Source organism: Streptomyces sp. NPDC017991 (assembly GCF_044328075.1).
Lineage (GTDB): Bacteria > Actinomycetota > Actinomycetes > Streptomycetales > Streptomycetaceae > Streptomyces.
The window spans coordinates 375,902-387,922 of sequence record NZ_JBIRGP010000004.1 but is presented as its reverse complement, the minus strand read 5'-3'; the positions used below and the strand labels follow the sequence as shown (position 1 = coordinate 387,922).

Genomic DNA, 12,021 nt, shown 5'->3' with positions numbered 1-12,021 from the left:
GTCGTCTCAGACCTGTGTCCGGAGTCGGCTGAGGTTGCGCCGGATGTCGTCCAGCGCGCCCTGCCGGCGCCCGGGAACCCGTCCGCGCAGACCGGCCAGCGCGGGTCCCAGCTCACGGGCCCGCGTCGAGTCGCCGATCCGGCCCCACTGGTGGTGCGCCCGGTCGACGGCCGCCTCGACACCGGCCGCGTCCGGGGGCTGCCCCGCGGTCAGCCGCGCGTCGGCCACCGCGAGCCAGATCCGGCAGCTCAGCTCGGCGTCGCCCGCGAACATGGCCAGGTCCGCGCGTACCTCCATCCAGTGCACGACCTCGTCGGCACCCGGCCCGTACGTCCGCAGCGCGGTCCGCTCCCACCGCTCGGCCAGCACGGCGGCCTCGGCGTGCCGGCCGCTCTGCACCGCGGCGGTGATCTCGGCATGCGGATCCACGCGGGCGGGCACGGGAACCGGCACCGGCACCGGCACCGGCACCGCCACGGGCGGGGTCGCGGGCATGGGCACGGCGGCGAGGTAGGGCATGGGCGCGGGTGCGGCGGCCGGTGCCGCCGCGTACCCGTGCGCCGTCGCCGGCCCCGGCATCGGAACCCCTGCCCGGTACCTGGGCTCGACCGCGAGGACGAGGTCCCGGCGGGCGGAGTCCGGCTCCTCGCCGTACGAGCGGGTCAGCGCCTGCTGGTGGAGGTCCGCGAGCGGCGGACGGTGACCGCTGCGGAGGATCGTGGCCAGGGACTTCATGTACGTGGGCACCGCCATCGCGCGTCGCGGGGGAGGCGGGGCCACGCGGCCGTACAGCGCGACTCCGGGGCCCCCGGTGAGGGGCTGGCCGGCCAGTTGCTGCCAGGTCTCCGCGTCGGTGTGCAGGTCGACGAGGAGCGTCGTACTGCCCGGGGCGCGCAGGCGGAGTTCCTCGCGGATCCAGTGCCACGGGAAGCCGGTGTAGCGGACGGTCGCGGGGGTCGTCCGGGCGAGCGCCAGGTGCGGACGCCGCTGACGGCGGTCCAGTTGGAGCTGCCCGGTGAGGAAGACCGTGAGCGGGCCGGGGGCCGTCGCGGCGGCCCTCAGCCGGGTCAGGACCGCCTGTGGCTGCAGGGGGTCGGCGAGCTCGACCACGTTCGCGGTGTCCGTGCCGGAGAGCACGGAGGGCGCCACCGCGGCGAGTACGGGGAGCACGGACGCGGCGTCGACGAGGCAGCTCCGGCCTGTCGGCGACGCCGCGATCAGCAGTACGGTTCCGGGCATCGCCGTCCCCCTCCCCTTCGCTTCCCCTTCGATCACCACGGCAGCACGGTAACCGGTGCGGGTGCAAAGGGGGTTGCGATGGGGGCGATAGGGGTGGGTGGTGGGGGTTTTGTTCGGCCTCCGGCTCACCCACGGGCCGGGCGGACCGCGAAGATCGTCGTGTCGTCCACCAGGTGGCCCGTGCTGTGGCGGAGGGTGCCTTCGCGGACCAGCTCCACCAGGTGGCCGGGGTGGGCGACGCCGGGGTCGACGGAGACGGCCAGGGCGACGTGTTCGTGGAGCGGGAAGAAGGCGCCCTCGGCGTCCCGGGCCTCGGTCACGCCGTCCGTGACGAGCAGCAGGGTCTCGTCGGGGGCGAAGGGGACACGGCGGACCGGCGGGACGCCCGAGGCCGGGCCGGCCAGCCCGCCGAAACCGAGCGGCAGGCCGTCGCCGGGCGGCAGGAGGCGTACCCCGGCCGGTCCGGCCACCAGCGGGGGCTCGTGCCCGAAGTTGACGACCTCGATATGGCCGCCGGGAGCGCCCGGCGGCGGGAACCCGACGAGGACCGCGGTCGCGAAGCGCTCCACACCGCGGGCCGGCTCCTCGCCCAGGTCCGCCACGTACTTCCGCTGGCGGCGCATCCGTACCTCCAGCCGTTCGGCGACGACGGCCAGGGACTCCTCGTGGTACGCGGACTCGCGGAACGTGCCGAGCAGCGCGGCGGCGGCGTCGACCGCGGGCAGGCCCTTGCCCTGGACGTCCCCGAGGAGGACGCGGGTGCCGTACGGGCCCGGCTGGATGTCGTAGAAGTCGCCGCCGACGCGGGCCTCGCTGTCGGCGGCCAGGTAGACGGCCGCGTGGTCCAGGCCTGCCCAGGGGGTGGGCAGCGGGCGCAGCACGGTACGGCGGGTCGTGTCGGCGACGTCCCGCATGTGCAGCATGCGCCGCTCTTCCCGGACGCGTACGGCACACGCCGTGGTGGCCAGGGCGCCGCCCACGGCGACCAGGATGAAGTCGGGCAGGCCGGTCTGGTCCTGGTGCGGCCAGGCGGCGTCCACCTCGATGTACGTGATGAGCGCGAGGGCGGCGAAGACGGCCGTGCCTCTCACTCCGCAGATGGCCGCGGCGATGCCGGGGACGAGGACGATCCAGGAGATGATCCTGAACTCGCCCGAGGTGTTGCTGTCGATCACGGCGATCGCGGTGAGGAGGAGCAGTGGGGGTGCCCAGGCGACGCTGCGTCCGCGCACGCGGAGCAGTTGCTGTCGCTGGGCCCGCGTCTGTTGCTGCGCGCCGCCGCTCATCCGCCCAGCGAAGCACGCGCGGGTGCGGGCCGCACGCCGGGGTTCGCGGCCCCGCCGATCCGGCCGTCATGTGACCGCGGGCCGGTGGGGGCCGGCCGCGCAGTTCCCCGCGCCCCTCAAAAGCGGGGCTGCGCCCCAGCTATTGTCCTTCCGGGGCGCGGGGAACTGCGCGAATGGCCCCCACCGGCTTGCAGCCGACTCTCACGACTTGCCGTCGCCACCCCCCAGGTGTGACCTGGAAGGCAGGGGCGAGGAAGAGAGGAGTGCTGTCATGGCTCACACGGCACCCGCAAGGACCGGACCACCGACCACCCACCACCCCGCCGTCCCGGCGAAACTCGCACTGCCCGTGCTCGCCGGCATCGTCTACGGCCTCTGGACCTCCGGCATCGCCCGCCACGCAGGCCCGATCACCGGCTGGAACGTACTCCTGGGCGTGATCTCGGCCCTCGCGTTCGCCGCGGCGGCATACGGCATCCACACCATCGCCCCCCGCCTGCCACGCGAACTGGGCGCAGCCGTCTGGGCGGCGTTCGCGGGCATCTCGTTCGGCTTCATCTACAGCCTCTCGGACGCCGGCGTCCTGAAGACCGTGGGCCTGTCCCTCGTGATCACGGCAGGCGTCCTCGCGGTCGTCTTCTACCGCTACCACACGACCGAGGACTGACGCACCCCAAGGCTGCGGGGCCCCGGTTCGAAGGCGCGAACCGGGGCCCTTTCTCCTGGGCACACCCTCTCCGCCGAGGTCGACGAGCACCGCCCCACCGATGAGTTTCCGCGGCCCCGGCGGTCTGCACTCCGAAACCAGTTACGGAACCCGTTACGAAACCAGTCACGGAACCAGTCACGAGATCAGTCACCAGAACGACGCGGATGGGCGGACCGACATGACGAGCAGCAACCGCACCGACCACTGGGCCGGGCCGGCCATCGAGACCGCGGGCCTGGTGAAGACCTTCGGCGACACCCGCGCGGTCGACGGCGTGGACCTGCGTATCGAGCCGGGCACGGTCTACGGCCTGCTGGGCCCCAACGGCGCGGGCAAGACCACGACCGTACGCATGCTGGCGACCCTGCTGCGTCCCGACGGCGGCGAGGCCCACGTCTTCGGCCACGACGTCGTACGGGAGGCGGACGCGGTCCGCGGCCGGGTGAGCCTCACCGGTCAGTACGCGTCGGTGGACGAGGACCTGACCGGCACCGAGAACCTCGTGCTGCTGGCCCGTCTGACGGGCCACGCCAAGAAGGCCTCGTACGACCGGGCGGCCCAACTCCTGGACGCCTTCGGCCTGTCGGAGGCGGCCGGCCGCCAGGTCAAGAACTACTCGGGTGGCATGCGGCGCCGTATCGACATCGCCGCTTCCATCCTCAACACCCCGGATCTGCTGTTCCTGGACGAGCCGACGACAGGCCTCGACCCGCGCAGCCGCAACCAGGTGTGGGAGATCGTGCGGGCGGTCGTCGCCCAGGGCACGACGGTCCTCCTCACCACCCAATACCTCGACGAGGCGGACCAGTTGGCGTCCCGGATCGCCGTCATCGACAAGGGCAAGGTCATCGCCGAGGGCACCAAGGGCGAGCTGAAGGCGTCGGTGGGCGCGGGCGCCGTGCACGTACGGCTGCGGGACGCGGACCGGCGTCCGGACGCCGAGCGTGTGCTGCGGCAGGCCCTGGGCACGGACGTCCAGCTGGAGCCGGACCCGGTGGCGCTGACGGCCCGGGTCGGCAACGGCTCACCGGACGGCGCCGCAGCCGCCGAGAAGGCCTCCCGCGCCCTCGCCGAACTCGCCCGCGCGGGCATCACCGTCGACAACTTCTCCCTCGGCCAGCCGAGCCTGGACGAGGTCTTCCTCGCCCTCACCGGCAAACCCGACCACCCGCGGCCCCCGTCCGGGACACAGGACTCGACACGGGACGCGACACCGGGCTCGACGCAGGACTCGACGCAGCTGAAGAAAGAGGCCACGGCATGAGCACCGCGACCCAGTCCTCCGGCACCGGAACCGGAACCGCGGACACCGCGGACCTCGCGCCGGTCCGCACCGAGACCCTCGCCGCGATCCTGGTCGCCGGCGAGCGCCCGCCGCGCCCGAACGCCCTGCAGACGTCCCTCACCTTCGGCTGGCGGGCCATCCTCAAGATCAAGCACGTACCGGAACAGCTCTTCGACGTGACGGCGTTCCCGATCATGCTGGTGCTGATGTACACGTACCTCTTCGGGGGCGCGCTCGCCGGTTCCCCCGAGGAGTACATCCAGTACCTGCTCCCCGGCATCCTCGTCATGTCCGTCACCATGATCACGATGTACACGGGCCTCGCGGTCAACATCGACATCGAGAAGGGTGTCTTCGACCGCTTCCGCTCGCTGCCCATCTGGCGCCCTTCGACGCTGGTCGGCTATCTGCTCGGGGACGCCCTGCGCTACACGATCGCCTCGGTCGTGATGCTCGCGGTGGGCCTGATCATGGGCTTCCGTCCGGACGGCGGCGTCCAGGGCGTGGTGGCGGGCGTCGTCCTCCTGATCGTCTTCTCGTTCGCCTTCTCCTGGGTGTGGACGATGTTCGGCCTGCTGCTGCGTACGGAGAAGTCGGTCATGGGCGTGAGCATGATGATCCTGTTCCCGCTGACCTTCCTCAGCGACATCTTCGTCCGCCCCGAGACGATGCCGGGCTGGCTCCAGGCCTTCGTCAACAACAACCCCGTCACGCATCTCGCCTCGGCGGTCCGCGGCCTGATGGAGGGCTCCTGGCCGAGCGCCGAGATCGCCTGGTCGCTGGGCTGGGCCGGCGTACTGGTCGCGGTCTTCGGCCCGGTCACGATGAGGCTCTACAACCGCAAGTAGTCGAGACCCCAAGCCCACGACCGGCCCTCCGGAGCTTCCCGAAGGCCGTCCGGGTCCCCCGGAAGAACGCAATCCGCGTCCGGATGCAGTCACCCCGGCCGTGCCCCGATGGCGGAGGGCACGGCCGGGGTTCTTCCTTGAGGGGTGCGCAAAGACACAGGCCCTGACACCGACCTCTCGGCGCCGCGAAGAGTCCTCTCGGCGCTGCTGATCGTGCTCGCCTGCGTCCTCGTGCCGCTGGGCGGGCTCTCGGCGTGGGCGAAGTACGAGATCGGCGACACAGGGCGGTACGTCGACACGATGGCGCCGCTCGCCGCCGGGCCCGACGTCCAGGGCGCCATCGCGGACACCGTCACGGACGGGATCATGAGCGAGGTCGAGGTCGGGCCGCTGGAGGGGGAGGTCCGCGCGTACGTCCACCGGGCGGTGCGGTCCTTCACCGGCACGGAGGCCTTCCGCGCGGCCTGGACCACGGCGAACCGGGCCGCGCACGATGCCGTCCTGCGGGCCCTGCGCAGCGACAGCGAGGGTGCCGTCACACTCGACCTGGCTCCGGTCACGGCCCGCCTCAAGGCACAACTGGCCGACGACCGCGTGCCGTTGGCGAACCGCATCCCCGTCGAGCACACCGAGGTCACGGTCCTCGGGGCCCACGAGCTGAGCTCCCTGCGGAAAGGCTTCCCCGTGCTGGAGATCGCGGGCTTCTGGCTGCCGCTGGCGGCGGTCGCCCTGGCCCTGGGCGGCATCCTGCTGGCCGTACGCCGCCGCCGTGCCGTCACGGCCACCGCGCTCGGCATGGCCCTGGGCGCCGCCCTGCTGGCCCTCGCCACGGTCGTCGGCCGGGCCCTGACCCTCGCGGGCCTGCCCGAGCACGTCTCGCGCGCCGCGGCGGGAGCGGTCTACGACGCCCTCACCGAGACCCTGCGCACCGCGACCTGGTTCATCCTCGCGCTCGGCCTCACGGTGGCGCTGGCGACCTGGCTCACGGACGTCCGCGCGCGACGTCGCGCAGCGTCCGCAGCGCCTGTCCCAGCACCGGTACCGGAACCGACGCGAGCCCGAGCCTGACGGCGTCCGGCGCGCCCTGCGGCCCCACCGCGAAGGCGGCCCCCGGAGTGACCGCGACCCCGCGTGCGGCGGCGGCGGCCGTGAAGGTGTCCGCGCGCCAGGGCGCGGGCAGCTCCCACCAGGCGTAGTACGCGTACGGGTCGGCCCGGACCGTGAACGTGTCGAGCAGTTCCGCGACGACGCGCTGGCGCCGGGCCGCGTCGGCCCGCTTCTTGCCGACGAGCCGCTCGACGGTGCCGTCCCGGATCCACCGCGTACCCGCCTCCAGCGCGAACCGCCCCGCCGTCCAGCCGCCCGACCGCAGGGCCCCGCCCACCGCCCCGGCCCGCTCCCCGGGCACGACGAGGAAACCGATGGTCAGCCCGGGCGCGACCCGCTTCGACAGGCCGTCGACGACATGGACGCGCTCGGGTGCGTACGCGGCGAACGGCACGCCTTCCTCGTGAAGAAAGGACCAGATGCGGTCCTCGACCACGGGCAGGTCCAAGTCCCGCACCACACCGGCCAGTTCGCGCTTCCTCGCGTCCCCCGCCGTCACCCCGGTCGGATTGTGCAGCGTCGGCTGGACGTAGAGGGCGGAGAGCGGGGCGGCGCGGTGGGCGGCGGTGACGGCATCGGGCCGCAGCCCCTCCTCGTCCGTGGCGAGCGGCACGAGCGTGCAGCCGATCCGCTCCGCGATCTCCTTGACCAGCGGATACGTCAGCGCCTCCACGCCGACCCGCCCGCCGGGCCGTACCAGCGAGGCGAGGGCGCCCGCGATGGCCTGCCGGGCGTTGCCCGCGAAGAGGAGCTGTTCGGGCGCGGGCCGCCACCCGCATCCCGCGAGCAGCCCCGCGACGGCCTCGCGCGCGGCGGGGGTCCCGGTGGCCGGGACGGTACGGGTGGCCTCGCCCAGCACGTCGGCCCGCAGCAGCGGCGCGAGCCCGTCGGCCATCAGCTCCGACTGCCCTGGTACGGAGGGGTAGTTGAGCTCCAGGTTGATCTTCACCTGGGGGTCGTGTTCGTGCGTGGCCTCCGCGAGGGCCCGGCCGGAGGGGGGCGGCGCGGCTCGTACGAAGGTGCCGCGCCCGACCTCGCCGACGACGAGGCCGCGCCGCACCAGCTCGCCGTACACCCGCCCGGCCGTGCTTCCCGCGATGTGCCGGCGCCGGGCGAACACGCGCTGCGGCGGCAGCCGTTCGCCGGCCTTCAGCCGCCCCGAGTAGATCTCCTCGGCCAGCCGGTCGGCGATACGCCGATAGTCCTCCACGCCGCCCCTTCCTGAAACACGTCCGCAGCCCGCCCGGATTGCACCGAGAGCAAAGATCTTATTGCACCGAGGAGTTGGGGGGATCTAGGGTCCGATCATGGCTCCCTTCCTCGCATACGAGGACAAAGGCCCGCATGCCGCCACGGCACTGCCCCTTGTCCTGATCCACGGCCACCCCTTCGACCGCACGATGTGGGCTCCCCAGGTGGCGGCCTTCGCCCAGGACCGCCGGGTGATCGCGCCGGACCTGCGGGGCTACGGCGCGTCCCCGGTCGTCCCCGGGACCACCCCGCTCTCCGTCTTCGCCGAGGACGTGGCGGCCCTCCTCGACGACCTCCGGGTACCCGAATTCGTCCTCGGGGGACTGTCGATGGGCGGCCAGATCGCCATGGAGTGCTACCGGCTGTTCCCCGGGCGGATCCGGGGCCTGCTCCTGGCGGACACGTTCCCGGCGGCGGAGACCCCGGAGGGGAAGAGGTCCCGGGGCGCGACGGCCGACCGGCTGCTGCGCGAGGGGATGGGCGGGTACGCCGAGGAGGTCCTGTACCGGATGGTCGCGCCGTACGCCCGTCCGGAGGTGGTGGCGCATGTCCGCCGCATGATGACGGGTACGTCGGCGGAGGGGGCCGCGGCGGCCCTGCGGGGGCGGGCGGAGCGGCCCGACTACCGGGAGCTGCTGACCCGGGTCGGCGTTCCCACGCTGGTGGTGGTGGGGGAGGACGACGAGTTCACTCCCGTGGGGGATGCGGAGGCGATGCACGCGGCTGTGCGGGACTCGACGCTGTGCGTCGTAGGCTCCGCATCCCACATGCCGAACCTGGAACAGCCGACCCACTTCAACGAGGCCCTGGCCGGGCTGCTGACCCGCTGCGACCGGGTGCGGGCCGGTGGGGGCTGAGCGCGCAGTTCCCCGCGCCCCTCAAAAGCGGGACTGCGCCCCAGCTTTTGCCCCTTCAGGGGCGCTCTTAGGGGCGCGGGGAACTGCGCGGCCAACCCCCACCGGACCCGCAGCCGAAGGGTTCAGGCCGGGGCGCAGCCCCGCCTCTCAGGGGCGCGGGGAACGGCGCAATCTTTTGCCTTCAGGGGCGCGGGGAACTGCGCGACAAGCCCCCACCGGGCCCGCAGACGACCCCCCGCCACGCAACCCCCCACACACTCCCCCCGTCTTTGAGGGAGGATCCATGCAGATGACCGGGGTGGGTGGGGGGACAGAAGGAGTGGAAGACGTGGCCTTGCACGGCACGACGACGGGGGCAAAGACGGGCGAGCGCACCAGGGACGCCAACGTCCCACCGTCAAGACACGGCACCACCCGCCCCGGCGCCTGGTTCGCAGCCCTCCTCCTCCTCACCGTGAGCATCGTGCTCGGCTGCCGCGTGGCAGACACGGACGCCATCACCCCCATCCCCCAACTGCTCGCGTTCCTCCCCTGGCTCCTCGCCCCCACCGCCGTCGCCCTCCTCTTCGCCGCCCTGTCCCACTGGCGCATCGGCCTCGTCTGGGGCGTGGCCGCCCTCGCGGTGACCGCCTGGTACATCGAGCCGTACGGCAAGACGATGGAACCCGGCGGCGTCCCGGTCGCCGAGATCCGCGTGCTCACCGCGAACGTCGAGTTCGGCCGGGCCACGGACGGCCTGATCGAGGCGGTCTCGAAACAGCGCCCGGACCTGGTCTTCGTCCAGGAGTGCGAGGACACCTGCCAGAAGAAGCTGGACCAGGCCTTCGGCAAGGACGCCAAGGGCAGGTCCACCGCCGAACCCGGAGAGCGCGTCTACCCCTACCGGCAGGCCGTCGAGAGCGCCACCTCCGAGGGATCCGACGGTTCCGTCATCCTCAGCCGCCATCCCCTCACGCCCGCGAAGGGCATCCCCGCCACCCTGGGCATGCCCGGCGCCACCGCCGACGTGGACGGCCAGGAGATCCGCCTCCAGCTGGCCCATCCCATGCCGCCGCTGCCGTCCCACCTGGGCACCTGGCGCAAGGAGCTGGCCGCCCTGCGCGACTACGCCGCCGCGAACATCGGCCGGCCCACCGTCGTCGCGGGCGACTTCAACGCCACCCAGGACCACGCGGCCTTCCGCCGCATCCTGGACACCGGCTTCATGGACGGCGCCCGCCTCACCGGCGACACCCGTACGCCGAGCTGGCCCGCCCTGACCGCCCCGGCCTTCGGTGCCCAGATCGACCACGTCCTGGTGTCCCGGGGCTTCACGGCGACCAGGACCCGTTTCCTGGATCTGGACGACACCGACCACCGGGCCCTGGTCGTGGACCTGACCCTGCGCAAGAGCACCTAGCGGGACCCGTACCCGGGAACACGACGTGGGCCGCCCTCTGTGCAGGAGGGGCGGCCCACGTCCGTGGGGGGTGGGGTGGTACATCCGAGGGGGACCTCTCGGTCCCGGCGCCGAGGCGGTGCGGCGCCGACTCCGCACCGCCTCGACACTGGATCGGTCCTGGTCGACGTCAGTTCTGGTCGACCTGAGCCCTGGTCGACCTCAGTCCTGGTTGACCTTCGCCAGGGCCTTCGCGAGGCCGTTGGCCCACAGCTGGTTCACGCGGGAGCGCTCCGCGCTGTTGGGGATCGAGTTCGTGCAGGACGTACCCGGCCCGCCGCCCGACATCAGCTCGCTGCACGGCCCGGAGTAGTGGTCGGGGAGTCCGAGCACGTGCCCGGTCTCGTGGGCGGTGACGCGCGTGGAGTCGTACTGCTGGTTCTGCCGGTAGTCGAGGAATATGTACCCTCTGCCGTGCCCGTCCGTGGACGCGTACGAACCGCGCGAGTCGTTCCCCTCGCGGTACGTGAAACTCGCCCCGCTGCTGCCGGCCTGGAGCTTGACGTTCGAGACGGAGCTGTTCCAGATCGACGTGCTGCGGGCTATCTGGGTGGCGAAGGACGGCGCCGCCGAGGCGTTGTAGACCACGGTGACGGCGGCGGCGGACGTCGGGTTCGCGGCGCGCTTCTCGGCCACGGACTTCAGCACGGCTTCGAAGAAGGCCTCGTTGGCCTTCGCCTCTTCGCCGGAACCGTTGTAGCCCGCGCCCGCCACGGAAGCGACGGAACCGGTGGACGCCGGCTCCGGTGCCTGGGCCGCCGAGGCCGGGACGGTACCGAGCGCGGCGGCGGTGAGGCCGAGGCCGAGCGCGGCGGAGAGCATGGGTGTGGACAGTCGCATCGATGACTCCTTGCGTGGGGGGTGAAGTCGTCACCGAGGAGTTTCGGCTTCTGTGAGGCGGCTGTGATGATGCCAACAGGCGATAGGACACAGCTATCCGTACGCATCCGATCGCCCGACTCACTTGATTTGGGTGGGATTTGTGCGTCTGGTGAAAGCTGTACTTCCGCTTTAGGCTCCGGCGACATGGACCTAGAGGTCAGGCACCTCCGCGCACTGTGCGCCATAGCCGACACCGGCAGCCTGCACCGGGCCGCCCGGCAGCTCGGCGTGGCCCAGCCCTCGCTGAGCACCCAGCTCAAACGCATCGAGCAGGAGCTCGGCGGCCCCCTCTTCCTCCGCGAACGCACCGGCTGCCGGCCGACCACGCTCGGCCTGGTCGTGCTGGGCCGCGCCCGCCCGCTGGTGGCCGAAATGCGGTCGCTGGTCGCGGAGGCACGGGCCGCCGCGACGGACGCCGACGGGCCCCAGCTCCGTATCGGCTCCACCGCGAGCCGCGCCCTCGCGGGCTGGCTGCGCCGGCTGCGCGCCCGGCAGCACGAACCGGTCCTGCAGATGGACGTCTCCCCGAACGCCCTGCTGCGCATGCTCGCCGCCGGCCGGCTCGACGTGGCCTTCGTGCACGAGGTGGAGGGCAGTTCGCTGCGCATCCCGGACGGGCTCGCGCTGCGGGTGCTGGTCGACCGCGAACCGCAGTTCGTCTCGCTGCCGGCCGACCATCCGGCTGCCGCGCGAACGGAGGTCAGGCTCGCCGACCTGGCCGGGGACCGGTGGATGATCGACCCGACGGTCGACGGCGAGTGGGACGCCGTGCACCGCATGCTGCGGACGGCGGGGCTGCGGCCCCGGGTGCTGCACGGGGACTACCACACGGCCGCCTCGCTGGTCGCAACCGGCGAGGTCGTCACGGTGTGCCAGCCGACGTGCCAGCCACGGCCGGAGATGGCGGTGCGGCGGATCCAGGGGGATCCGCTGGGGGTCCGGCTGGTGCTCGCGGCGCGTACGGAGGGGGAGTTGGACCTTGTGTTCCCCGAGCTGTGGGAGGCGTACGCGGAGGTCGCGCGGGCCGCCCCCGGCTATGGGGAGTGGCTGGATCTGGTGGGGGTGTAGGGGCGGTCGGGTGTCGGGACGGTCGGGTGCGGGTCCGGTGGGGGCCGGCCG

General features: G+C 72.8%; 11 protein-coding genes. 7 read left to right on the top strand and 4 right to left on the bottom strand.

The annotated features are described in order from the left end of the window. Nucleotides 1-6 precede the first annotated feature (6 nt). The gene (locus tag ACH4DZ_RS14485; protein WP_398287393.1) at nt 7-1,239 is read right to left on the bottom strand and encodes a hypothetical protein; all 1,233 of its coding nucleotides are present in this window, start codon (nt 1,237-1,239) and stop codon (nt 7-9) included. A 125-nt stretch (nt 1,240-1,364) separates the two neighbouring features. Beyond that, nucleotides 1,365-2,525, bottom strand: a complete 1,161-nt coding sequence (locus ACH4DZ_RS14480; protein WP_398287392.1) for a PP2C family protein-serine/threonine phosphatase — start codon at nt 2,523-2,525, stop codon at nt 1,365-1,367. A gap of 271 nt (nt 2,526-2,796) precedes the next feature. Between ACH4DZ_RS14480 and ACH4DZ_RS14475 the strand changes: the two genes are divergently transcribed. The 4 genes from ACH4DZ_RS14475 to ACH4DZ_RS14460 all read left to right on the top strand — a co-directional run bounded on the left by ACH4DZ_RS14475 (nt 2,797) and on the right by ACH4DZ_RS14460 (nt 6,435). Next, nucleotides 2,797-3,192: a hypothetical protein gene (locus tag ACH4DZ_RS14475; protein WP_398287391.1), complete on the top strand. Its 396-nt coding sequence runs from the start codon at nt 2,797-2,799 to the stop codon at nt 3,190-3,192. Nucleotides 3,193-3,412: 220 nt separating this feature from the next. Continuing rightward, nucleotides 3,413-4,498, top strand: a complete 1,086-nt coding sequence (locus ACH4DZ_RS14470) for an ATP-binding cassette domain-containing protein (RefSeq protein ID WP_398287390.1) — start codon at nt 3,413-3,415, stop codon at nt 4,496-4,498. Beyond that, nucleotides 4,495-5,367: an ABC transporter permease gene (locus ACH4DZ_RS14465; RefSeq protein WP_398287389.1), complete on the top strand. Its 873-nt coding sequence runs from the start codon at nt 4,495-4,497 to the stop codon at nt 5,365-5,367. Before ACH4DZ_RS14470 ends, ACH4DZ_RS14465 begins: the two co-directional genes overlap by 4 nt. A 144-nt stretch (nt 5,368-5,511) precedes the next feature. Further along, the gene (locus ACH4DZ_RS14460; RefSeq protein ID WP_398287388.1) at nt 5,512-6,435 is read left to right on the top strand and encodes a hypothetical protein; all 924 of its coding nucleotides are present in this window, start codon (nt 5,512-5,514) and stop codon (nt 6,433-6,435) included. On the opposite strand, the gene ACH4DZ_RS14455 is transcribed toward ACH4DZ_RS14460, so the two are convergent. Then, nucleotides 6,350-7,684: a PLP-dependent aminotransferase family protein gene (locus tag ACH4DZ_RS14455; protein ID WP_398287387.1), complete on the bottom strand. Its 1,335-nt coding sequence runs from the start codon at nt 7,682-7,684 to the stop codon at nt 6,350-6,352. The two genes, ACH4DZ_RS14460 and ACH4DZ_RS14455, sit on opposite strands and share 86 nt — an antisense overlap. A 97-nt stretch (nt 7,685-7,781) precedes the next feature. On the opposite strand from ACH4DZ_RS14455, the gene ACH4DZ_RS14450 reads away from it, so the two are divergent. Both ACH4DZ_RS14450 and ACH4DZ_RS14445 read left to right on the top strand, forming a co-directional pair. After that, on the top strand, nt 7,782-8,582 hold the full coding sequence (locus tag ACH4DZ_RS14450) for an alpha/beta fold hydrolase (protein WP_398287386.1): 801 nt from the start codon (nt 7,782-7,784) through the stop codon (nt 8,580-8,582). A gap of 328 nt (nt 8,583-8,910) precedes the next feature. After that, nucleotides 8,911-9,981, top strand: coding sequence for an endonuclease/exonuclease/phosphatase family protein (locus tag ACH4DZ_RS14445; protein ID WP_398287385.1), 1,071 nt, complete (start codon nt 8,911-8,913; stop codon nt 9,979-9,981). A gap of 201 nt (nt 9,982-10,182) precedes the next feature. Here ACH4DZ_RS14445 and snpA read toward each other — a convergent pair whose 3' ends face one another. Further along, nucleotides 10,183-10,860 carry a snapalysin gene (gene snpA / locus ACH4DZ_RS14440; RefSeq protein WP_398287384.1) on the bottom strand — a complete coding sequence of 226 codons (678 nt, stop codon included), beginning with the start codon at nt 10,858-10,860 and terminating at the stop codon, nt 10,183-10,185. 186 nt (nt 10,861-11,046) lie between these two features. Between snpA and ACH4DZ_RS14435 the strand changes: the two genes are divergently transcribed. Next, entirely contained in the window at nt 11,047-11,970 is a 924-nt protein-coding gene (locus ACH4DZ_RS14435; protein ID WP_398287383.1) for a LysR substrate-binding domain-containing protein, read from the top strand. Nucleotides 11,971-12,021 lie beyond the last annotated feature (51 nt).